The organism is Actinocatenispora thailandica (assembly GCF_016865425.1).
In the GTDB taxonomy this organism is placed as follows: Bacteria; Actinomycetota; Actinomycetes; order Mycobacteriales; family Micromonosporaceae; genus Actinocatenispora; species Actinocatenispora thailandica.
In genome coordinates this window covers 1,739,110-1,761,809 of record NZ_AP023355.1, presented here as the reverse complement: position 1 = coordinate 1,761,809, position 22,700 = coordinate 1,739,110, and the positions used below count along the sequence as shown (strand labels likewise).

20 protein-coding genes and 1 pseudogene are annotated in these 22,700 nt (G+C 72.6%); 14 read left to right on the top strand and 7 right to left on the bottom strand.

The features are described from left to right. Positions 1–147: 147 nt before the first annotated feature. The gene (locus Athai_RS07675) at positions 148–810 is read left to right on the top strand and encodes a response regulator transcription factor (RefSeq protein WP_203960840.1); all 663 of its coding nucleotides are present in this window, start codon (positions 148–150) and stop codon (positions 808–810) included. After that, complete coding sequence (locus Athai_RS07670) at positions 810–1,913, top strand: sensor histidine kinase (RefSeq protein ID WP_203960839.1); 1,104 nt, start codon at positions 810–812, stop codon at positions 1,911–1,913. The genes Athai_RS07675 and Athai_RS07670 overlap by 1 nt, the downstream gene beginning before the upstream one ends. 64 nt (positions 1,914–1,977) lie before the next feature. Here Athai_RS07670 and Athai_RS07665 read toward each other — a convergent pair whose 3' ends face one another. After that, positions 1,978–3,531, bottom strand: a complete 1,554-nt coding sequence (locus Athai_RS07665; RefSeq protein ID WP_203960838.1) for a serine hydrolase domain-containing protein — start codon at positions 3,529–3,531, stop codon at positions 1,978–1,980. A gap of 249 nt (positions 3,532–3,780) precedes the next feature. Here Athai_RS07665 and Athai_RS07660 point away from each other — a divergent pair, with 249 nt between their 5' ends. From Athai_RS07660 to Athai_RS07635, 6 genes are all read left to right on the top strand, one after another. Continuing rightward, on the top strand, positions 3,781–5,328 hold the full coding sequence (locus Athai_RS07660) for an ABC transporter substrate-binding protein (RefSeq protein ID WP_203960837.1): 1,548 nt from the start codon (positions 3,781–3,783) through the stop codon (positions 5,326–5,328). A 71-nt stretch (positions 5,329–5,399) separates the two neighbouring features. After that, the gene (locus Athai_RS07655) at positions 5,400–6,335 is read left to right on the top strand and encodes an ABC transporter permease (protein ID WP_203960836.1); all 936 of its coding nucleotides are present in this window, start codon (positions 5,400–5,402) and stop codon (positions 6,333–6,335) included. After that, positions 6,332–7,222, top strand: a complete 891-nt coding sequence (locus tag Athai_RS07650; RefSeq protein ID WP_203960835.1) for an ABC transporter permease — start codon at positions 6,332–6,334, stop codon at positions 7,220–7,222. Before Athai_RS07655 ends, Athai_RS07650 begins: the two co-directional genes overlap by 4 nt. An 11-nt stretch (positions 7,223–7,233) precedes the next feature. Beyond that, positions 7,234–7,482 carry an ATP-binding cassette domain-containing protein gene (locus Athai_RS34735; RefSeq protein WP_203960834.1) on the top strand — a complete coding sequence of 83 codons (249 nt, stop codon included), beginning with the start codon at positions 7,234–7,236 and terminating at the stop codon, positions 7,480–7,482. Next, positions 7,452–8,270, top strand: a complete 819-nt coding sequence (locus tag Athai_RS34730; protein WP_203960833.1) for an ABC transporter ATP-binding protein — start codon at positions 7,452–7,454, stop codon at positions 8,268–8,270. The genes Athai_RS34735 and Athai_RS34730 overlap by 31 nt, the downstream gene beginning before the upstream one ends. Continuing rightward, positions 8,263–9,117 carry an ABC transporter ATP-binding protein gene (locus tag Athai_RS07635; protein WP_203960832.1) on the top strand — a complete coding sequence of 285 codons (855 nt, stop codon included), beginning with the start codon at positions 8,263–8,265 and terminating at the stop codon, positions 9,115–9,117. Before Athai_RS34730 ends, Athai_RS07635 begins: the two co-directional genes overlap by 8 nt. A 207-nt stretch (positions 9,118–9,324) precedes the next feature. On the opposite strand, the gene Athai_RS07630 is transcribed toward Athai_RS07635, so the two are convergent. Continuing rightward, a complete protein-coding gene (locus Athai_RS07630) occupies positions 9,325–9,675 on the bottom strand; it encodes a hypothetical protein (RefSeq protein WP_203960831.1) in 351 nt (116 codons plus the stop codon). Between the two features lie 210 nt (positions 9,676–9,885). Here Athai_RS07630 and Athai_RS07625 point away from each other — a divergent pair, with 210 nt between their 5' ends. Continuing rightward, complete coding sequence (locus Athai_RS07625) at positions 9,886–10,785, top strand: universal stress protein (RefSeq protein ID WP_203960830.1); 900 nt, start codon at positions 9,886–9,888, stop codon at positions 10,783–10,785. A 27-nt stretch (positions 10,786–10,812) separates the two neighbouring features. Here the strand turns inward: Athai_RS07625 and Athai_RS07620 are convergent, their stop codons facing one another. The 3 genes from Athai_RS07620 to Athai_RS07610 form a co-directional block, all read right to left on the bottom strand. Beyond that, complete coding sequence (locus Athai_RS07620; protein ID WP_203960829.1) at positions 10,813–11,463, bottom strand: Rv1733c family protein; 651 nt, start codon at positions 11,461–11,463, stop codon at positions 10,813–10,815. Between the two features lie 225 nt (positions 11,464–11,688). Then, complete coding sequence (locus Athai_RS07615; protein WP_203960828.1) at positions 11,689–11,934, bottom strand: DUF1918 domain-containing protein; 246 nt, start codon at positions 11,932–11,934, stop codon at positions 11,689–11,691. A 1-nt stretch (position 11,935) separates the two neighbouring features. Beyond that, a complete protein-coding gene (locus Athai_RS07610; RefSeq protein WP_239156789.1) occupies positions 11,936–13,414 on the bottom strand; it encodes an MBL fold metallo-hydrolase RNA specificity domain-containing protein in 1,479 nt (492 codons plus the stop codon). Positions 13,415–13,679: 265 nt separating this feature from the next. Here Athai_RS07610 and Athai_RS07605 point away from each other — a divergent pair, with 265 nt between their 5' ends. Continuing rightward, on the top strand, positions 13,680–14,528 hold the full coding sequence (locus tag Athai_RS07605; protein WP_203960826.1) for a universal stress protein: 849 nt from the start codon (positions 13,680–13,682) through the stop codon (positions 14,526–14,528). A gap of 43 nt (positions 14,529–14,571) precedes the next feature. Here Athai_RS07605 and Athai_RS07600 read toward each other — a convergent pair whose 3' ends face one another. Beyond that, positions 14,572–17,037: a cation-translocating P-type ATPase gene (locus tag Athai_RS07600; RefSeq protein WP_239156788.1), complete on the bottom strand. Its 2,466-nt coding sequence runs from the start codon at positions 17,035–17,037 to the stop codon at positions 14,572–14,574. Between the two features lie 219 nt (positions 17,038–17,256). Here Athai_RS07600 and Athai_RS07595 point away from each other — a divergent pair, with 219 nt between their 5' ends. From Athai_RS07595 to Athai_RS07585, 3 genes are all read left to right on the top strand, one after another. Further along, positions 17,257–18,264, top strand: coding sequence for an Acg family FMN-binding oxidoreductase (locus tag Athai_RS07595; RefSeq protein WP_203966717.1), 1,008 nt, complete (start codon positions 17,257–17,259; stop codon positions 18,262–18,264). A gap of 150 nt (positions 18,265–18,414) precedes the next feature. Further along, positions 18,415–19,239 carry a phosphoribosyltransferase family protein gene (locus tag Athai_RS07590; protein WP_203960824.1) on the top strand — a complete coding sequence of 275 codons (825 nt, stop codon included), beginning with the start codon at positions 18,415–18,417 and terminating at the stop codon, positions 19,237–19,239. Positions 19,240–19,249: 10 nt separating this feature from the next. Next, positions 19,250–19,600 (top strand): DUF5994 family protein, encoded by a 351-nt coding sequence (locus tag Athai_RS07585; protein ID WP_203960823.1) that lies wholly within the window; start codon positions 19,250–19,252, stop codon positions 19,598–19,600. A 73-nt stretch (positions 19,601–19,673) separates the two neighbouring features. On the opposite strand, the gene Athai_RS07580 is transcribed toward Athai_RS07585, so the two are convergent. After that, positions 19,674–20,657 carry a carbamate kinase gene (locus Athai_RS07580; RefSeq protein ID WP_203960822.1) on the bottom strand — a complete coding sequence of 328 codons (984 nt, stop codon included), beginning with the start codon at positions 20,655–20,657 and terminating at the stop codon, positions 19,674–19,676. A 290-nt stretch (positions 20,658–20,947) separates the two neighbouring features. Here Athai_RS07580 and Athai_RS07575 point away from each other — a divergent pair. After that, positions 20,948–22,676 (top strand): annotated as a pseudogene (locus Athai_RS07575) (sensor histidine kinase). The last annotated feature ends 24 nt before the right edge of the window (positions 22,677–22,700 follow it).

Sequence of the window (22,700 nt, the reverse complement as noted above, 5' to 3'; positions counted from 1 at the left end):
TCGGCTGGATCACGGATCGTTGTAGTGATCGGGCCGTCGCAGCACCGTCGCGGCCGCTGCGACCCGGTTGCGACCCGGCAGCGGGGATGCTGGGCAGATGACACGAACGTGCACCGGCCGCCCGGCCCGGTATGGAGGTGATCGCCGATGAGGGTGCTGGTCGTCGAGGACTTCGAGGTGCTGGCCCGCTCGATCGGCACCGGGCTCCGCCAGGAGGGCATGGCCGTCGACGTGGTGCTCGACGGGGCCGACGCCCTCGACCACCTCGCGCTGACCCGCTACGACGTGGTCGTACTGGATCGGGACCTGCCCGGCGTGCACGGGGACGACATCTGCCGCCGGCTGGTCGCGGACGGGGCGGAGACCCGCGTGCTGATGCTCACCGCGGCCAGCACCGTACAGGACCGGGTGGACGGTCTGGATCTCGGTGCGGACGACTACCTGCCCAAGCCGTTCGACTTCGCCGAGCTCGTCGCCCGGGTCCGGGCACTCGGCCGGCGGGCGACCCCACCGGTACCGCCGACGCTGCGCTACGCCGACATCAGCCTGGACCCGGCACGCCGGGTGGTGACCCGGGCGGGTCGGCGGCTGGATCTGAGCCCGAAGGAGTTCGCCCTGCTCGAATGCCTGCTGACCGCGCCGGGTGTCGTGCTGTCCGCCGAGCAACTGCTCGAACGGGCCTGGGACGAGGCGGCCGACCCGTTCAGCACCGCGGTCAAACACACCATGCGGCGGCTGCGCGGCAAGCTCGGCGAACCGCCCGTCATCCACACCATCCGCGAGGGTGGATACCGTATCGGAGACGCCTGATGCCAGCGCCACGACCGCTCACCTCGCTGCTCCGGGCCCGGCGGCCGGTGCTGCGGGCCCAGCTCACTTTGCTCTACTCCGGGCTGTTCCTCGCGGTGCTCGCCGCGGTGCTGCTCGCCACCAACCTGCTGTACGGGCACACCGCCTCCCGCGCCCCCGCCGGTGCGCCCGCCAGTCCGGCCGACTCCAGTAGCCGGTTCGACGTCGGACCCGCCCTCGTCGGCCTGTCCGCCGCGATCGTGGCGTTGCTCGGTGCCTGGTGGCTCGCCGGCCGGTTCCTGCGACCGCTGCACGCCATCACCACCGCCGCGCAACAGATCTCGGCCACCAACCTCAACCGGCGACTGGCCGTCCGGGGGCCCGACGACGAACTGACCCGGCTGGGCAGCACGCTCAACGACCTGTTGAGCCGGTTGGAGGCCGCCTTCGCGGCGCAACGCCACTTCGTCGCCAACGCGTCGCACGAGCTGCGTACCCCGCTCGCCGGCCAGCGGACGCTGCTGCAGGTCGCGCTCGCCGATCCGCACGCCGACGCGGCGTCGCTGCGGGCGGCCTGCACCCAGGCGGTTGCGCTGGGGGCCCAACAGGAGCGGCTGATCGACGCCCTGCTGGTCCTCGCCACCAGCGAACGCGGCATCGAGCGGCACGACCCGTTCGACCTCGCCGAGCTCACCGGGGCGGTGCTCGCGGGCCGTCGGGCCGAGGCCGACGAGCGCCGCATCCGGATCGACGCCCGGCTCGACACGGCTCCCGCTGCCGGCGACCCCCGGCTGGTCGAACTGCTCGTCGCGAACCTCGTGGACAACGCCCTACGCCACAACGACGCCGACGGAACCGTCGAGATCGCCACCGGTCCGGGCCCGGCCGGCGGGGCGACGATCACGGTCGGCAACACCGGCCCGGTGGTCCGCCCGGACGAGATCGACCGGCTGTTCCAGCCGTTCCAGCAGGCCGGCGGGCAGCGCCTGCGGCACGACGACGGCCACGGGCTCGGGCTGGCCATCGTCGCGGCCATCGCCCGTACCCATCAGGCGACGCTCACCGCGCGCCCCCGGCCCGCCGGCGGTCTCGACGTCACCGTCGACTTCCCGCCCGGGCACTGACGCCGCCGGAGCACCGGCATCGGCCGGCCACGCACACCGGCAGGGCGGACGGGTCGGCGTCCGCTCAGGGCAGGACCACCCGGGTGTTGGTCGCCGCGGTGAGCGAGTTCTCCCGCAGGTACGCGCGGCGCGGCGAGATGTCCACCGGCGCCGCCGACCGCGGCCGGTCCGCCGGGACCGCCTGGACCACGAGTTCCTGGATCTGTGCGGGTTCGACCGGCGTCAGGTGGATCATGCACAGCAGTTCGCCCCGGGCGCCGGGGATCGACCAGGTGAGGTCCGCCGGGGTCGCGGCCGAGACGATCCGCGGTGCCGGGCGGGCGTCGTCGAGCGGCCCGATCTGGTCGACCAGCGCCTCGATGTCGGCGCGACGCTCGGCCAGCGACCGGTCGAAGTCGACGTTGTCGGCGAGGATCCGCGCGGCCAGCTCGTCGTCCCAGGAACGGATCAGCCGCTCGGCGTCGTCGCGGAGCCGCACCGTCTCCGGCCACAGCACGATCGTGCGTGCCGGCACCCGGTCGCGGGCGAGGATCCGGCCGAGCGCCTGCAGGCACAGCTCCGACGGGTTGCCGCGGTGGCTGTTGGTGAGCACCACGACCCCGTTGCCGGAGTCCGGATGCCAGCACATGAACAGCGAGAAGCCGGGCAGGCCGCCGCCGTGCGAGACGATCGTGCCGCGCTGCGCGTCGAGCGAGATGCGCAGGCCCAGCCCGTACCCGCCGATCATGGGCTGCAGGCTGCCGTCCGGCTGGACGCTCAGCGACGGGGTATCCACGATCCGTGTCCGTTGCATCGACCGCCGGGCGGCGCGGCTGAGGATGTCCACGTCGCCCGGGCGCGGCGGCTGGAAGGCGGAGCCGAGCCAGGCGATCCAGCGGGCCAGGTCCCGAACCGTGCTCATGATCCCGCCGGCAGCGGCGAACGCGTCGGAGACGTTGGGGGCGTAGGGAACCCAGTTCGCGGCCGGGTCGAGCGAGTAGCCGGTGGCGCGCCGGATGCCCGCGGGCGCGGCGTTGTCGAACCACGTCGAGGTCAGCCCCAGCGGGGTCAACACCTCGTCGCGGACGAACTCCTCGATCGGCCGGCCCACCGCGCGCCCCACGGCGAGACCGGCGAGCGTGTAGCCGAGGTTGGAGTACTCGTACTCGGTACCCGGAACGGTGCTGTAGCGCAGCCCCTTGGCCACCTGGTCGAGGACGACGTCGACGGACGCGTCGATGAACGGGTCCACCCAGGAGTTGTCCTCGGTGAGCCCACCGGACATGCTGAACAGCATGCCGAGCGTCGGCGGCGGGCACGGATCGTCCAGCGTGCCGGACGCGGTGAACTGCGGGAAGTACGTGGTGATCGGATCGTCCAGCGACAGCAGCCCGCGTTCCTCGGCGACGAGTGCGGCGGCGGCGACGAAGCTCTTGGACATCGACGCGATCGGGAAGACGGTGTCCGGGTCCGGTACCAGGTCGGCGTCGTTGGCGGCGCCGAAGCCGGCGCCGTGGCGCAGGCCGTCCGCCGTGACGATCCCGTAGGCCAGCCCTCGTGCCTGGTCCGCCGCGACGTACTGGCCGAAGAACGCATCCAGCTCGGTCTCGATCGGGGTGCGGATCAGCTCGTTCGACATGCCGCGATCACCTTCGGTAAGCAGTGGGCAGGACACCAGGAGCCTACGCACAGAACGGATCGGCCTTGCTCTTTACATGAACTAAATTTGCTGGCAAGTTCTGTTCGTCTGCACAAAAAGTTCACGGAGCGTCGGCCCTACCCTGCTGGCACCCGATCCGAGCGTCCCGGCCGCAACCCCGGCCCCGGGCCGCTCGGCTCAGTTCGCAACCGTCGACATCGCCGATGTCCCGACAGAGAGTTCGCATCAATGAAACGGTTCAAGACGCTGTGTGGTGCGCTGGCGCTCGCTTCGACCGTGGCGCTGACGCTGACGGCATGCGGCGGGTCGGGCACCGGCTCGGGCGTCCCCCAGTCCGGTGGCGACCTGGTGATGGCGCGTGCGGACGAGGCGACCAGCCTGCTCCCGTCGGTTCCCACCGACAACGCCTCGATCTGGGTCATCGAGGAAATCTATGACACGCTCACCGTGCCGGACCAGAGCGGCAAGAGCGTCCAGCCGTCGCTCGCGACCTCCTGGTCGCAGTCGTCGGACAAGCTCAGCTGGACCTTCAAGCTGCGCAAGAACGCGAAGTTCACCAACGGCCAGGCGGTCACCTCGGCGGACGTGAAGTTCTCCATCGAGCAGAACCAGAAGAGCGACGCGCCGTTCTCCTTCATCGACACGGTGATCACCAAGATCGACACCCCGGACCCGGCCACCGTCGTGTTCCACACCAAGAAGCCGTGGTCGCCGCTGCCGGCGGACATGGCGCTGTACGCGAACTCGATCGTGCCGAAGGACTACGCCGGGAAGTCGGCCAGCCAGTTCGCCGCGCACCCGATCGGCTCCGGCCCGTTCAAGTTCGCCAGCTGGTCGAAGGGCAGCAGTCTGAAGATCGTCAAGAACACCGGCTACTGGCGCAAGGGCACCCCGCACCTGGACTCGGTCACCTTCACCACGGTGCCGGACAGCAACACCCGGGCCACCCAGCTCGCCAGCAACCAGATCCAGATCAACGAGTACCCGTCGAACTCCAGCATCAAGTCGCTGAAGGCGCAGCCGAACCTCACGGTCAGTATGTTCCCGTCCAGTGAGATCGACTACCTGTCCATGAACGTGCGGCGCGCGCCGTTCGACGACGTCGACGTGCGCAAGGCGGTCAGCCAGGCGATCGACAAGAAGGCGATCCTGAAGGCCGTGTACTACGACCACGGCACACTCGCCGGCGGCTTCCTCTCCCCGACCACCTGGGCGCACGACGCGTCGATCAAGCCGGTACCGCACGACGTGGCGGCGGCGAAGGCGACGCTGGCGAAGTCGTCCCACCCGCACGGCTTCAGCACCACCATCACGATCTCGTCCGGTTCGCAGGACGCATCGAGCGAGGCCCAGCTGGTGCAGGGCGACCTGGCCAAGATCGGGATCAAGGTCAAGATCAAGACCTTGGATCCCAGTGCGATCTCGACCGCCAAGCACGCGGGAAACTACGACATGGCGTTCGGCCTGTACACCACCGACATCGTGGACCCGGACGAGATCGCCCGGTTCGCCGGCACCTACGACGGTGGCTCGAACACGCTGTACTCGGGCTACAAGAACTCGAAGATGGACACGCTGGCCGCCACCGCGAGCAGCTCGCCGGACCAGAGCGCCCGCAAGGCGGCGTACGACCAGATGCAGCAGATCATCGCGGACAACGTGCCCTACATCCCGCTGTTCTACGTGCCGGGCATCTACTCGTACGGCAAGGTGAGCGGGTTCCACCCGGCCGCGACCGGCAACTACTTCCTTGAAAAGGTCCAGCTGACCAAGTGAGCGGCACGTCCGGGTCCCCGGGCGGGGCCCGGACGTCGTCGACGGCTTCGCCGCAGCCGCAAGGAGGTTCGATGCTTCGTTGGTTCGCCCGACGCCTGCTGCTCGCCATCCCCGTCATCTGGGGCGTGGTCACCATCTCGTTCGTCATGATGCACCTCGCCCCCGGCGATCCGGCCCGTACCGCGCTCGGCGAGAAGGCCAGCGACGCCTCCGTCGCCGCGCTGCGCCACCAGTGGGGGCTCGACCAGAGCCTGCCGCTGCAGTACGTGTCCTACCTCAGGCAACTGGTGCACGGTGATCTCGGCACGTCGGTCTACTACCACGCACCGATCACGTCGCTGATGGCGCAACGGCTGCCGGTCACGCTCAGCCTGGTCGTGTTGAGCGCGATCCTCACGATGCTCATCTCGGTACCGCTGGCCTCGCGCAGCGCCACGCACCCCAACGGCCTCGCCGCGCTGGCGGTCCGGTTGTTCAACGCGATCGTGCAGGGCGCGCCGACGTTCTTCATCGGGGCCATGCTGATCCTGTTCCTCGGGGTACGGGTGGCGATCTTCCCGGCCGGCGGCTACCCGGCCAGCATCGGCGGCCGGGCCTGGGCGCTGGTACTGCCGGCGTTGACGATCGCGCTGGGCACGGTGCCGATCATGGTGCGCGGGCTGCGCGCGGCGATGACCGAGTCGTACGGCAGCGAGTACGTCGCCTTCGCCCGATCGAAGGGCCTGCCGGAACGGCCCATCCGGTACCGCTACGTGCTGCGCAACGCGGGCATCTCCGGGGTCAGCATCCTCGGCATCCAGGTGGGCGCGCTGGCCAGCGGTGCGCTGGTGATCGAGCAGGTCTTCGCGATCCCAGGGATGGGTTCGATGCTGATGACCGGGATCCTCAACCGGGACTACGCCCTCGTCCAGGCATGCACCCTGGTGTTCGGCCTGCTGGTGGTCGTGGTCTACCTCGGGACCGATCTCGCCTACGCCCGCCTGGACCCGAGAGCGAGGTTGTCATGACAGCGACCGACGCGGTCGCGGCCGCCCGGACGGCGGTCGCCCCCGGGGGCAGGACCCGGTCGTGGGCGCCCGCCTGGATGCGCCGACACAACCTGCAGCTGTGGATCGGCGGCGGCATGCTCGGGCTGATCGCGCTGGCGGCGATCTTCGCGCCGCTCATCGCCCGGCACAGCCCCATCGACCCGGACGCCGCGCACGCCCTGCTGCCGGTGTCCGCCGACCACCCGTTCGGCACCGACAACCTCGGCCGGGACATCTTCGCCCGCGTCGTGTACGGCGCGCGCAGCGACCTGACGATCGCGATCGTCGCGGTTGCCGCGCCGTTCGTCATCGGGCTGGCGTTCGGGATCGTGTCCGGCTACTTCGGCGGCTGGTTCGACAGCATCATGATGCGGCTGGCCGACATCGTCACGGCGTTCCCGTTCTTCATCCTGGTGATCGCGCTGGTGTTCCTGATGGGCAACGGCGCCTGGAGCATCTTCGTCGCGATCACCTGCGTGTCCTGGGTCGCCTACGCCCGCCTGGTACGCGGCGAGGCGATGGTGTTGCGCAACAAGGAGTTCGTGGCGGCCTGCCAGGCCAGCGGCATCTCCACGCCCGGGATCCTGGTGCGGCACTTCGTGCCCAACGTGGTCAGCCAGGCCGTCATCTACTCGATGAGCGACATCGTGATGAACGTCGGCGTCATCGTCACCCTGAGCTACCTCGGGCTCGGTATCACCCCGCCCACCCCGGACTGGGGTTCGATGATGGCCGGCGGCCAGCAGTTCCTCGCGGGCGGCTACTACGGCATGACGCTCTTCCCGGCCGGCGCGGTGATCTGGACCAGCCTCGCGCTGTCGTTCATCGGGGACGGCCTGACCCACCAGCTCCGGATCGATCGGTAGGAAGGCCTGGCATGACAGTCGACTCCACCGACGAGCTGCTGACGGTCGAGAACCTCTCGCTGGAACTGGACATCGGCGGCCAGCAGCTGAACGCGCTGCGCGACGTGTCCTTCTCGCTGCGCGCGGGCGAGGCCCGCGGGCTGGTGGGCGAGTCCGGCTCCGGCAAGAGCCTGACGCTGCGGGCGATCCTCGGCCTGCTCCCCCGAACGCCCGCATCACGTCGGGCCGGATGGTGGTCGCCGGGCAGGAGTTCGACCTGACCCGGACCAGCCGGGAGGACAGCCGGCGCATCGCCCGGTTGCGCGGCTCGTCGATCGCGATGATCTTCCAGGAGCCGGCGGTGGCGCTCAACCCGGTGATGCCGGTCGGCCGGCAGATCGTCGACGCGGTGGCCCGCCGCGACGGGCTCGGCAAGCGCGCGGCGCGCGACTACGCGCTGCACCTGATGCATCTCGTCGGCATCCACGACGCCGAGGCGAAGATCGACGCGTACCCGTTCGAGCTGTCCGGCGGGCTCAAGCAGCGGGTGATGATCGCGGCGGCCGTCGCGGGCGAACCGAAGCTGATCCTGTGCGACGAGCCGACCACCGCGCTGGACGTGACCGTGCAGAAGCAGATCCTCAGCCTCTTCACGCACCTGCGCGACGAGCTGCACGCCAGCCTGCTCTACGTCACCCACGACCTCGCCGTGGTGGCGCAGCTGTGCGACTCGGTCACGGTTCTCTACTCCGGCGAGGTGATGGAGTCCTCGGACGATCTGCGGGCGGTGTTCGACAGCGCGCAGCATCCCTACACCGAGGCGTTGCTGCGCTCCACCCCGGACGTCGACCGCATCGAGCGGCGGCTCTACTCGATCCCCGGCAGCGCGGCCTCGCTCAGCGAGCGCACCGACGGGTGCCAGTTCGCGTCCCGGTGCGAGTACGCCCAGCAGGACTGCGGCACCGGGTGGATCCCGGACACCTCGCAGACGGCGGGCCGGGTCGTGCGCTGCCTGCACAAGGTCGATGAGCCGGCCCCCGGCGTACCCGTAGGAGGTGCCGATGACTGACGTCGGAGAAGAAGCGGCGGCCGGGACCCCGGAACCGCTGCTGGACTGCACCGATGTGAGCATCAGCTTCCGGCAGCGCGGCAGCTCGACGCCGTTCTACGCGGTACGGGACGCCTCGCTCCGGGTGGGCCCGGGCGACATCGTCGGCCTGGTGGGCGAGTCCGGGTCCGGCAAGTCGACGCTGGCCCGTGCCGTCGTCGGGCTGCAACGGATCGACTCCGGTTCGATCGTGTTCGAGGGCAAGCGGTTCGGGCGCAGCCGCACCGCCGAGGACCGGCGCGGAATCCAGATGATCTTCCAGGATCCGTACGGTTCGCTGGATCCGCGGATGAAGATCCGGTCGGCCCTGGCCGAGATCATCCGCCGGCACACCGAGCTGCGCGGCAAGCAGATCGACGACCGGTGCGCCGAGTTGATGGACATGGTGCGGCTGCCGCGCTCGATCCTGTCGTCCCGGCCCGCCGGCATGTCGGGTGGCCAGCGCCAGCGGGTCGCGATCGCGCGGGCGCTGTCGATCCGCCCGCGGCTGCTGGTCGCCGACGAGCCGGTCGCCGCGCTCGACGTGTCGGTCCAGGCGGGCATCGTGAACCTGCTGTCGGACCTGCGTCGCGACGTCGGGCTGTCGATCCTGTTCATCTCGCACGACCTGTCCATCGTGCGGACGCTCTGCGACTCGGTGAGCGTGATCTACCGCGGGGACATCGTGGAGGCGCGACCGTGCGCCGAGCTGTTCGAGGACCCGCAAAGCGACTACACCAGGACGTTGCTGAGCGCGATACCGCGGCTCAACGGCCCGCGCACGGAAGGGCTCGCGCAGGGCCAGTCCCTCACCGTACGGCGGCCGTGACCTCCTCGGCGCGCGGCGCCACGCTGCCCACCCCCGCCGTCCGGCCGGCCGCAGCGACCAGCACCGGGCCGGCCCGAGCGGGGCGACCGTGCGCCAGGCGGCCGGTACCGGAGGGGCTGGCGATCGGGCCGGTACCGGAGGGCCGGCGCAACGATCAACGGGCGTGATCGTTGCGGCACTGCGGCCGGTGGCGCGATCGCCGGAAGCTCAGTCGGTACCGGAGCGAGTCGACCGGGCGGCCCGGGCCTTGCGGGAGCGCCGGCGCGGCCGGAAGACCACGACGGGGAGGAAGATGCCCAGGACGTAGCCGAAGTCGTACCAGTTGCCGTTGTTGTGCACGTCGTAGATGCTCACCTCGCTGGTGAACAGCGACACGACGAACGTGATGGGCAGGATCAGCCCCTGCCACAGTCCCGCCCAGAATCCGGCGGTGTGGCCGGTTGCGACGGATGCCACGTTGTTCGGGCCGGCCGCACCGGCGCAGCCGGCCAGCGTCAGCACGAGGGCGATCGCCATCCCGGCGCCGGCAAGCCGCCGGCGCGGTCGGTATGCGGCCATGACGGTTCTCCCTCCAGGAGCCGGCCCGAGCTGTCCGGTACGCCGGACCGTGGACCCACCATCCGCCGCCGGGTCGTCCGGCGGGAGGGCCGGACGGATCGGGTCGGCGGGAGTTTTGGGCCTGCGAATTCCCAAACCGACCGGACATCGCCGCCGGCGATGCGATGCTGAGCGACGTAGCGTTCGTGATCGCCAGCCCGAGGAGTCACGATGCCGGTCCGGGTGTTGCTGGGCTACGACGGCTCGCCGGCGGCGGGCGCCGCGATCGAGGCGGCCGCACTGCTGTTCCCGCACGGCCAGGCCCGGATCGCGCACCTGTGGACACCCATGTACGCCGACGACAGCCTCCGGCACCGGCTGTGGACCGGGCGCGGTCACGTCGACGAGTTCGTCGCCGCCATCGAGTACGAGGGTGAGCGGGAGGCGCGGCAGATCGCGGCGATGGGCGTCACCCTGGCACGGGCGGCCGGGTGGGAGGCCGAGCCGCTGGTGGCACGCAGCCTCGGCGGGGACGGCGTCCATCTCGCCGAACTCGCCGAAACGCCGGCGGCCGATCTGATCGTCGTGGGGGCGCGCGGCCTGGCCGGCGCGCGGGCGGTACTGGGCAGCGTCTCGGACATGGTCGTGCACTACGCGACGCGCCCGGTGCTGGTGGTCCCGTACCCGTTGCTGGAGGCGGAGCATGCCGCGCTGGCGGCGGGCCCGGTGGTGGTGGGTTTCGACGGGTCGACCGGTTCCGGCCACGCGCTGCGCATCGCTCACGAGCTGCTGCCCGGCCGGGAGCTGCTGCGGGCGACGGTGGACGACGGGGAGGTTCCGGCGCAGGCGCCGGCGCCGCCGATCCCGGAGGAGCTGGTGACCCGGCTGCACCTCCGCCGGCACGGCTCCTCGGCCCGGGACACCGCCGCCGCGCTGGCCAGCTGCGCGAGCAGCGCGGACGCCGCCCTGGTGGTGGTCGGCTCGCGGGGGCGTTCGGCGGTCCGGGAGATCCTGCTGGGCAGCGTCGCGGTCGCCACCCTGCACCACGCGCACCGGCCGGTGCTGGTGGTGCCGGCCCTCGCCGACGGCGACGGCACCGACGCCGACGCCGACGCCGACGCCACGAGGTGAATTTCGGCCCGACCGGCCGTGCGGCGGTCAGTGGTGGTGGCCGCGGCGCGGCCGGCGGGTCCAGATCGGTTCGACACGCAGCCACTCGCGGTCCCAGTCCCACAGGCGCCGCCGGTCCAGGAGCAGCCGCGTACCGAACACCGCCAGGCCGCCCGCCGCCGCCACCGCCAGGAACACCGCCAGGCCGGGGCCGACGCCGTCCATGACCGTGCCCAGCCGGCTCTCCGGACGGGTGGTCTGGTGCTCGTGGGTGTCGAACCACACGGTGACGCGGGCCCCGGCCGGGGTGTCGGCCGCGACGTGCACCGTACCGGTGCGGACCCCGGTGGAGGTGTGCCACCGGGCGAGTACCGGCACCTGGGTGCCGACGCCGTTGGCCGAGCCCCAGCCCGGCGCGGCCGAGGGTGCGTCGCGGACCAGGACCACCCGGTGCGTGTGCGTACCGGCGCGGGCCAGCTGTGCGGTGTGCTCGGAGTCGGCGGCCGACTGGGCACCGACCATCGCTCCGACGACCGCCGCCAGCAGCACCGCCGCGCACGCGGTACGCAGTACCGCGGCCTCGACGCGGTCCGAGTGCCGGCACATCGGGTTGTGGCCCGGCCACAACCGGCGAACGGCCCGGCGCAGCCACGGCAGCGGCCGCCGTCCCACCCGACGGTCCTGGTGCCGGATCGACATGACAGCCCCCCGCTGCGGTTCGGCGGCCGGCCCGCGGCACCGACACGAGCATCGACGACGGTCCGGCACCTCCCATCCTCGGCGCGACCCCAGGAGCGGTACAGAGCTGGCCGGCCCGGTCGACTGCGTCCCTCGTCCCACCCAGGCCGGGCCGCTCGGCACCCGCCCGGGGCCCGACCGTGCCGGGCGGGCCGCGGGCGGCGGGAGGCCGCCCAGCTGCAGCCGTCAGGGCGCGGGTGCGGCGGGTCGGAGCGTGCTGGCGGTGTTGTCGACGACGGTGCGCCGGGCCGGTTCGATGCGGGCGCCCTCACCCGGGAACACCAGCCCCTCCTTCCCGTCGTCGAGCCAACGCACCCGGTAGGGCGGGCTTCCGTCGGCATGGTCGACGCCGAGCACGATCCCCACTCGGTAGGCCTGTTCGTGCCGGGCGACCAGCAGCCGGTCGCCCGGGTGCGCCGTCAGGGTGGTCATCTCACCGCTCGGCGTTGCTGGCGGTGCGCGGCTGCGGCAGCCGCGGTACCGGGCTCGTCGACTGCTCGGTGCTCGCCGGCGCCGGGTGGCGCCGCACCGGATGGATACCGACGCGTTCGTCCTCGCGGGGAACGACCGTGCACCAGTCCAGCTGCTGCCGGATCCGGCGGGCCAGTTCGGTGGCCGCGGCGGGCTCGCCGTGCACCACGAAGCACGTCTCGGGCGCGCCCGGGGCGTGGCCGAGCCAGCTCAGGATGGCGTCGGCGTCGGCGTGCGCGGAGAACTCACCGAGCCCGACGACCTGCGCCCGCACCGGCACGTACCGCCCGTACGCCTTGATCGCGGTGGCGCCGGAGAGCAGCCGGGCGCCCCGGGTACCCGGCACCTGGTAGCCGGGCAGCAGCACCAGGTTGCGGGGGTCGGGAAGCTGCGCCATCAGATGGTGGACGACCCGGCCCCCGGTGGCCATCCCGGCGGCGGACAGGATGATGCACGGCTGTCGCGGCTCGTTGAGCCGCGCCGACTCCTCGACGCTGTGGGCCAGGTGCAGCTCGCCCGGGTCGAACGGGTCGGTGGCCGCGTCCAGCAGGGCGGGCCGCAGCTCGGCCGAGCGGCTCCGGACCGCCTGCCGGTAGACCCGCAGGGCGGCGAGCGCCATCGGGCTGTCGACGTACACCGGTACCCGCGGCAGCAACCCCGCGGCGACCATCTCGGCCAGCCGTACCAGCAGGATCTCGGTGCGGTCCACGGCGAAGCAGGGCACCAGCACGCTGCCGCCCCGGCGCAGCGCCGCGTTGATCAGCGCGGCGTCGCCGGCGAGGTCGGGCAGCGGGTGCCGCCGGTTGCCGTAGGTCGATTCGACCACGATCTGGTCCGCGGCCGGTGGCGGGTCGGGCGGGCGCAGCAGCGGGTGATCGGCGCGGCCCAGGTCGCCGCTGAACAGCACCCTGCCGTCGGCGCCGGTGTCGAGGAGCACGCAGGCCGAGCCGAGGATGTGTCCGGCGCGGCTGAGCGTGACGGTCAGCTCGTCGCCGATCGGTACCGGGGTACCGAACGGGGTCGGTCGGAGCAGCTCCAGGCTGCGGGCCGCATCGGCGTGGGTGTACAGCGGCAGCGGCGGGTCGTGCCGGGAGTAGCCGTGCCGGGCCGCGTAGCGGGCGTCCTCCTCCTGCAGGTGGGCCGCGTCGGTGAGTACGATGCGGGCCAGCTCGGCGGTGTGCGGCGAGCAGTACACCGGGCCGGTGTAGCCCGCACGGACCAGCCGGGGCAGCAGGCCGATGTGGTCGAGGTGGGCGTGGCTGACCACCACCGCGTCGATGCCGGCCACCTCGACCGGGAACGGCCGCCAGTTGCGCCGCCGCAGCGCCGCGTCGCCCTGGTACATCCCGCAGTCGACGAGGACCCGCCGCGCACCGGAGTCGATCAGGAACCGGCTGCCGGTCACCGTGCCCGCGGCGCCGAGAAACCGAAGCGTGCTCATCGCCACCACCCCCGTGCCGCGACGTCCCCCTCAGCACAGCCCGTCCGCCGCGCGGTCGGCAGGGCCATCGGCCCGGCGGTTTCCGGACCGATGTGCCCACCTCGAACGGGTGCCCGGCGCCGGCGGCGGCACGGGGTCCGAACGGCCCGGCACCGCCGGTGCGTTCGGTACTGCTGGCGCCCGCCAGCGCCGGCCAGCCTGGCGGGATGGATCGTCCCACGGTGGTCGGCCCTGCCGGCGCCGGCGGAGGCAGGGGGGTGACGTGATGGGTAACGCGCCGATCGTGGTGGGCGTCGACGGATCGAGCTGGAGCGAGGCCGCACTGGACTGGGCTGCCGCGGAGGCGGTCCGTCGCGACACCACGTTGACCGTGTTGTACGCGTTCGAGTGGCCGATCATGGGCGTTCCGTTCAGCGCGATTCCGACCGGTTACGACCCGCGGCAGCCGGCTCGGCGGCTGGTGCTGCGGATGGCCGACCGGGCCCGCGCGCTGGTGCCCTCCCTGCAGGTCACCAGCCGGTTGGAGAACGGGCCGCCGGTCCGGCGGCTGCTGTCCGCCGCTGACCGGGCGTCGCTGGTCGTGGTCGGCAGCCGCGGCCTCGGCGGCTTCTCCGGACTGGTGGTCGGCTCGGTGAGCTTGCAGGTCGCCGAGCACTGCGACCGGCCGGTGGTCGTGGTCCGCGGCGACGGGCCGGCCCGTACCGACGGGCCGGTCGTCGTCGGCGTGGACGGCCCGGCCGGCGATCCGGCGATCGGTTGGGCGTTCGAGGAGGCTGCCGCCCGTCGCACCGGCCTGGTCGCCGTACGGGTGTGGCCGACGGGGCCGACGCCCGCGCCGGACCCGGGTGATCCGGCGGAGCGGGACGTCGCGGCCGCCAGCCACGAGCAGCTGGAACGGTGGCACCAGAAGTACCCGCAGGTACCGCTGGAGATGCGGGACCTACGGGGGCACGCCGCCGCCCTGCTGGCCGAGCAGTCGGCCGCCGCGCAGCTGGTCGTGGTCGGCGCCCGGGGCCGGGGCGGGTTCGCCGGGCTGCTGCTCGGTTCGGTCAGCCAGGGTGTGCTGCGCCAGGCGCGCTGCCCGGTCGCGGTGGTCCGGGACTGTTCCGCCTGATCGCGACCCCGGGCGGCCACCGAAGCCGCCAGGGTGCACCGCGTCAGCCGGCCCTCGCCGGCCGCGCGCGTCGCAGGCGCCCGGCGACGGTGAGCGCCAGCCCGGGTACCGCACCGAGTAGCAGGCAGCCGACCAGCTCGATGCCGGAGACCGGACTCGTGCCGAGCAGCTCCCGCAGCGCCGGTACGGTGACCGCCGCCAGCTGCAGGATCGCCGAGGAGGCGACCGCGGCGTACAACGCGCGGTGATCCTCGTCGCGGCCGGACGGGCGGGCCCGTACCGCCAACGCCACCCCCAGCTGCGCGAAGCCCAGCACCAGGAACAGCAACGTCTGCCACGGCCGGCCGGTCGCGGCCCCCCAGCCGCCCGCGGCGAGACTCAGCAGCGCGATCAGCGTGCCGGTCAGCCCGACCCGCCAGCCCAGGCCCGCGCCGAGGATCGCCTCCCCCGGCGGGCGTGGCGGTGCATCGAGCAGGTCCCGGTCGGGCGGTTCGGCGCCGAGCGCGACGCCCGGCAGCCCGTGGGTGAGCATGTTGACCCACAGGATCTGCGCGGGCAGCAGCGGTACCGCCAGCCCCAGCGCCGGGCCCGCCAGCATCACCAGGATCTCGGCGAGGCCGCCGGACAGCGCGTACCGCAGGAACCGCCGGATGTTGGCGTAGATGCGCCGACCCTCCTCGACGGCGACGCCCACGGTTGCCAGCTCGTCGTCGGCCAGGACCAGGTCGGCGGCCTGCCGGGCCACCTCCGTACCGCCGCGGCCCATCGCCACGCCGATGTCGGCGCGGCGCAGCGCGGGAGCATCGTTGACGCCGTCGCCGGTCATCGCCACGATCTGACCGGCCGCCTGCCAACCGGCGATCAGGTCCATCTTGGCTTCCGGAACGCTGCGCGCGTGTACGGCGTCGTCGGCGATCCCCACCTGTCGGGCGACGGCGCGGGCGGTAGCCGGGTGATCCCCGGTGACCATCACCACCTCGATTCCGGCGCGGTGGAACCGATCCAGCAGCTCGGGCATGCCGGGACGGATCGGGTCGGTGAGCGCGACCAGCCCGCGCGGCGCCAGCAGGCCCGGCCACCGGTCCTCGCCGGGCAGCGTGTCGCAGTGCGCGTCGCCGACCGCCAGCACCCGGTATCCGCCGCGGGTGAGCCGGTCGGCGCGGTCGAGCAGCGGGTCGCCAGGTGGCAGCAGTACCTCGGGTGCACCCTTGCCGACCAGCAGATAGCCGCCGTCCGGGTCGTCGTGCGCGGTGATCATGCGACGGGTGGCGGTGTCGAAGCCGATCTCCGCGACCCGCCGGAACCGGTCCCGGACCGGTTCGACGGCGACTCCCAGTCGCCCGGCTGCCGCCGCCAGGGCCGCTTCCATCGGGTCCCCCACCGCGCCCCAGTCGCCCCCGGCAGCTTCCGGCGGCCGCAGCTCGGCGTCGTTGCACAGCACCAGATCCCGGGCCAGCCGGTCGAGCTGCGCCGGGCGCGATGCGCCGTGCAGCACCGACACCGTGCCGGTCGGCGCGTAGCCGTTCCCCGACACGGCAACGACCGTGTCCGGCAGGACGACCCGGTCGCAGGTCATGGTGCCGGTGGTGAGGGTGCCGGTCTTGTCGGTGGCCAGCAGCGTCACCGACCCGAGCGTCTCCACCGCGGGCAGCTGCCGGACGATCGCGGCACGTCGCGCCATCCGGTAGGCGCCGAGCGCCAGCGCGATCGTCACGACCGCGGGCAGCGACTCCGGTACCGCGGCGACCGTCAGGCTCACCGCGACCAGCACCATCTCGGCCCACGGCTGCCCGCGCAGAACCCCGACGGCCAGCACCACCACCGACAGCGCCACGCACGCGATGCCCAGCGCCCGGCCAAGGCCGACCAGCCGCCGCTGCAACGGGGTGCGGCGCCGCGGCTGGCCGGCGACCAGCGCGGCGATCCGGCCCAGCGCGCTGGCCGGGCCGGTCGCCGTGACCTCGCCCTGGGCGGTGCCGGCGACCACGACGGTACCGGCGAGCGCATCGTCGCCGGCCTCGTGCGGTACCGGAACGCTCTCCCCGGTCAGCGCCGCCTCGTCCAGGCTGAACCGGTCGGCACGGTCCAGCCGCAGGTCCGCCGGGACGATGTCGCCGCCGGCCAGCCGCACCACATCGCCCGGTACCACCTCGGCGGCCGGGAGCTGGCTCAGCCTGCCGTCCCGGACCACCCGTGCGGTGGGGGCCGCCAGTTGGCGCAGGGCGGCGACCGCGTGGTCGGCCCGTACCTGCTGGATCACACCCACCGTGGTGTTCAGCGCGATGACCAGGCCGATCACGATCGTGTCGGTGGTGTCGGCCAGCAGCACCGTCACCGCCATCGCCGCCAGCAGCACGATGATCAGCGGATCGCTCAGCTGACCCGCGACGCGCCGCACGAGGCCCGGTGGGCGTGGTGGTGTCACCTCGTTGCGCCCGCAGCTGGCCTGCCGCCGGCGCGCCTCGACGGTCGACAACCCTTCCAGGCGGGTGTCAAGTGGACGCTGCACGCGTTCATCGTTCCGCCGGGCGACGTCCGCGAGCAGGGCTGAACGGCCCTGCTCGCCGGGACCGGAGCCACCGGCCGGCCCCGCGCCGCCCACGTGTCCGGCCCGGCGTGCGCTGGCATGCCCGAACGACCGGCCGGCACCGTGCCGGATGGCCCTGCGCGACGCGGCCGGGCCCGGCAACGATGTGCGCAGGACGCGACCAGAAAGTGGGGATGGATCGTGGCAGCCATCAACTTCAGCGATCAGACCGGACCCAGCCGCAGCCATGCCATGGACAGTCCGCTGGGTCGCGCGGCCATGGCCGCGCTGCGCGCACCGTCGATCCTGAACACCCAACCGTGGCGGTGGCGGATCCGCAACGAGACCGCGGAACTGTGGGCCGACCGATCCCGCCAGCTGACCAACCTCGACCGGGAGGGCCGGCTCCTGATCCTCAGCTGTGGCATCGCGCTGCACCACGCCGCGACAGCGCTGACCGCGATCGGTCACTGCCCCGAGATCGAGCTGTTCCCGGACGCCGGCGAACCGGACCTGCTCGCCCGGCTGTGGGTCGGTGATGCGCACCGGACCACCCCGGACGAGCTGCACGCCTTCCAGGAGATGCTGTCCAGGCGTACCGACCGACGACCCGGGCCGACCAGCCTCGCCGTACCGGCCCACCGGCTGCGGGAGCTGCGGGCATCCGTCGAGCAGTGCGGTGCCCACCTGCACCTGGTACGCGAGGAGGAACTGCCGGTCCTGATGGTGGCCGCCGAGCATGCCGAGCAGATCGAGTCGGCCGATCCGGGGGCGCGCGCCGAGCTGGCCCGCTGGGCGCACCGGCCGCCGGCCGCCCGCGAGGGGATCTCGGCCGACACCGTCGCGCCCGAGGTCGTTCGGCGGGTGCCGCACCGCCAGTTCCTGTTCGACGGCGACGCGCACCTCGATCCCGGTGCGGGCAACGATCGTACGGCCGACTACGCGATCCTGTTCGCGGACGGGGACGAGCGCCGCGACTGGCTCACGTCCGGGCAGGCGATGTCCGCGCTGCTGATCACGGCGACCAGGCACCGCATCGCGGTCAACCCGATCAGCAACGTCGTCGAGGTGGCGGCGACCCGCGCCACGCTGGCCAGCCTCCTCCACCGGTTGGGCCATCCGATGCTCGGCATGCGCCTCACCGTCGCCACCGCGCCGGCCCCACCGCTGGAGACCCGCCGATCGCCGGCCGCGGTGATCGAGGACTGAACCGGTCGGCATCCCGGCCCGCATCGGTGGGCCGGTCCGCCGGCGCCCGTCCGCGAGGGTCCGGGGCGACGCGGTCCCGCCTGCGGCGGGCCGTCCGGCACTACCCGCGCGACCGGTCGCGGGACACCATCGGTACGGGGGTGACGGAGGATGTTTCGGGATCGGGGGGCGGCCGGGGAGATGCTGGTCCACCGGTTGACACAGCTGTGCCTGGCGGAGTCGGTGGTACTGGGTGTCGCGGCGGGCGGTGTCGCGGTCGGCTACCCGGTGGCGCGCCGGCTGGGCGTACCGCTCGATGTGGTGGTGGTACACCGGCTGCGGGCGCCGGACTCGCCGCACGCCACCCTCGGGGCGGCAACCGAGGACCGGATCGTGGTGGGCGACCGGCCGCCGATCGACGGCATCCGGCGGGCACATGCCGCGATCGACCGGCAGGCTCGTCGCTTCCATCAGCGGCACGCACCGGTACCGCTGGCCGACCGGACCGCGGTCGTCGTCGACGACGGGGTGATGACCGGCGCGACCGCGCGGGCGGCCTGCCTGCTCGCCCGGCGTCGTGGCGCCCGGCGGGTGGTCTTCGCCGCGCCGGTGATGCCGATCCGTGCCATCGCCGACCTGTCCGATGTCGCCGACGATCTGCCGCGAATCGTGACGGCACCGTCGGTACCGGTGCTGTCCCCTGGTACGCCTCGTTCCCGACGCTCGACGACGAGGACGTGGTGGACCTGCTGGACCGGTTCGACGCGAAGCTGGCGAACAGCTCCTGACCGCGCCGACGCTCGGTGGCTTCCGGGGTATCGTGGGATCCGCCGAGACGGTTGCGGCCGTCGCCCGGACCCTGCGGGGTGTGCCGATCTTGCTGGTCGACGGAGCAGGAGTCGCAGGGGGATCCGCCAGGGATCTCGCCACGAGTCGGGTGCGCTCTTCGGTTTGACCATCGCTGTCCACGACAGGTGCATCGAACCGACGAGGTAGCGATCTTTCGATGTCCAACGTCCGTCTCGCGTTGTCGCCCATGCATTCCGGTGAATCCGGCGGCGCCTGGTGGCCGAACAGCCATCAGCCCGGGTGGGAGTTGCCGGAGATTCTGACCGTCCTTGGCAGGCTGAGGTGGGTTCGGCTGTCCTGGGACGACTGGAGCGTGCATCCCTCCGTCATCGAGCTTGCCGACGGCGAGATCCCGCTCGGCTGGAACCACGGAATCCTGGCCCACCGGGCCCTGTTCTGCCGATCGTCCGACTACCTGATGCTCACGGTGATCCCGCCCGAGACAGCGCCCCAGCGGGCCCGAGCGCTGCTGGCCGAGGCAGCCGGCTTCCCCGCCGCCAGCCGCTGACGGGGCGGCGGCCGGCGCCACCGCCCCTCGGCGGGGAACGGCATCCCGGCCGGGCAACGTGCCCGGGCCGGGATCACGTCGCGGGAGGAGCCGCCGGCCCGCCGGCGCGCACGGGCGGCGCCGACGCGGCGACCGGTGCGCCGGCGACGAGCGTACCGGCGTGTCCGGCCAGGATGTCGGCCGCGTCGGCGAGGCGACCGATGCCGGCGACGGCGGCGCGGCCCGTGGCGCCGTGCTGCTCGACGAACCGGCAGGCGGCCTCGACCTTCGGCGCCATCGATCCGGCCGCGAAGCTCATCTGGCGCAGCTGGGCGGGGGTGGCGCGGTGCAGCGGCCGGGCCAGCGGGGTACCCCAGTGCTGTTCGACGTGCGCGACGTCGGTCAACATCAGCAACGCATCGGCGTGCAACCGCGTCGCGATCAGCGCCGCGGTCAGGTCCTTGTCGATCACCGCATCGGTTCCGGCCAGCTGGCCGTCCGCGGTACGGACCACCGGCACCCCGCCGCCACCCGCACACACCGGAATGGTGCCGTTGCGCAGCAACAGTTCGAGTACCTCGATGTCGAGAATGTCCTGCGGTTCGGGGCTGGGGACCACCCGCCGCCACGTGTTGCCGTCGCGGCGCAGCGTCCACCCGTGTTGCTCGGCGATGGCGTGTGCGGTGTGCGGCTCGTAGCCGATACCGATGAACTTGGTCGGGTTGTGGTAGGCCGGATCGCCCTCGTCGACCAGCGTCTGGGTCAGCAGCGACGCGACCGGCGTGCTGGGCAGCGCGTTGCGCAGCTCCAGGCTGAGCCAGTGCCCGATCATGCCCTCGGACTCGGCGCCCAGAACGTCCAGCGGGTACGGCCCGTCGAGGGTGGCGTCCTGGGTGGACTCGACGGCCAGCAGCCCGACCTGGGGCCCGTTGCCATGGGTGATGACCAGCTGGTGGTCGGCCGCCAGCGGCGCAACGGCACGTACCGCCTGCCGGGCGCGGATGTGTTGAATCCCGGCATCCGGCTTGTCGTGTCGTTGCAGCAGCGCGTTGCCGCCCAGGGCAATGACGATCAACATGGCGTTCACCTGCTTCCCCGCGTGGTCTCGGCAGCAACATCCGAGGGCACTCGGCGCCCATCGTCGGCTTCCTCCGCATTGTCGAACCGTGGACTGCCGGCCTCGCCTGCGATGCTGCCCGCCGCCCGGCGACCGCGGCAGTGTCGATGGGTGCAACCGACGGGGGCCGGAGGGCCTCCGCACATCGGGGCACGACGGCCGTCGACGCGAGGCGCCGTCGCCGGTGTGACGTGCTGCCCACGCCGGTCGAACGCGCGCGCCCCCGGCCGGCGCTGGCTAGGCTCACCGGCATGGCGGTGAACCAACCAGCTGCCAGCGACCCCGGGGCGTACCGCCGCGCCGCCCTCGGTCTGGAAGCCACGCCCCGGGTGCAGCTCGACGAACTGCTCCGCGAGCTACTCGACCGGGTCGGCGAGGTCTCCCGCAGCCGCGAGCACCTCCGGTCGCTGCTGGATGCGGTGGTGTCGATCGGCACCGATCTGGACGTGCACAGCACGCTCGCCCGGATCGTGGAATCGGCCTGCTGGCTCACCGACGCCCGTTACGGGGCGCTCGGCATCCTCGGTCGAGACCGCAGCAGCCTGGTCGATTTCATCACCCGCGGCATCGATCCCGACACCCAGCAACAGATCGGGCGCCTCCCGCGCGGACACGGCGTGCTGGGGCTGTTGATCGACCATCCCGAACCCATCCGGCTCGACGACATCACCCAGCACGGCAGCGCCTACGGCTTCCCCGCGCACCATCCCCCGATGCGTACCTTCCTCGGCGTGCCGATCCGCATCCGCGACCGGGTGTTCGGCAACCTCTACCTGACCGAGAAGAGCGGCGGCGGCGGCTTCACCGAGGACGACGAGAAACTCGTCGTCGCGCTGTCGGTCGCCGCCGGTGCCGCCATCGACAACGCCCAGCTGTACGAGCTGGCCAGCCGCCGGCAGCGCTGGCTGGAGGCCTCCGCGGAGATCATGAACGTGCTGCTGGACGAGCACATCGACGAGGACGCCGCACTGGGGTTGATCGCCGACCGGGCCAGGGAGGTGTCCGGTACCGACCTGGCCGTGATCCTGCTGGCCAGCGACGAGGGCGACCGGCTGACCGCCCAGGTCGTGTCCGGCGCCCATCCGGCCGCGCTGCGCGGCGCCTCGGTACCGGCCACCGGCGGCGCCCTGGCCCGGGTCCTGGCCGGCGACAACAGCACGCTGGCCGACCTCGCCGACGCCGCCGGCTGGCCGGTCGAGCTGCACACCGGCCCGGCCCTGCTGGTACCGCTGTCGGCCAGTGGCCGGATTCTCGGTGCTCTCGCGGTTGCCCTGTCCGACGACGAACGCCCACTGAGCATGCCGGACCTCCCCTGCTGGAAACCTTCGCCGGGCACACCGCCCTCGCCCTCGCCCGGGCGCGCGATCAGCAGGAGCGGGAACAGTACGCGATCCTCGGCGATCGCGAGCGCATCGCACGCGACCTGCACGACCTGGTGATCCAACGCGTGTTCGCGGCCGGCACGCAACTGGCCACGATCGACCAGCTCGGCGTCAAACCCGACGTGCACCAACGCATCAATGCCGTGATGGACGATCTGGACACCACTATCCAGGACATCCGCGGCGCGATCTTCCAGCTTCGCACCACGGTGCCCGACGACCTGCGCGCCCAGATCCGCGCGGTGGTCGCGCAGGCCGACGCCGTTCTCGGGTACCACGTCCGGCTGCACCTGCGGGGCCACTGGACACCGTGGTCACCGGGGAGCTGCGTACCACGCTCGTCGCCGTCGTCCGCGAGGCGCTGTCCAACGTCGCCCGGCACGCCCACGCGCACGCCTGCACGGTCGACGTCGGGGCCGATCCTTCGGAGCTGCGGCTTCAGGTCACCGACGACGGGGTCGGCATCGACGCCGGCATCGCCCCGGTCACCGGCGGGCTGGCGACCATGGGCAGCCGGGCACACCAACACGGTGGTTCGTTCGGCTGGTCCTCCGCCAGCCCGTCCGGTACCCGTCTCGACTGGTCGGTCCCGTTCTAGGGCGTGTCTTGTGCCCCCGATGGG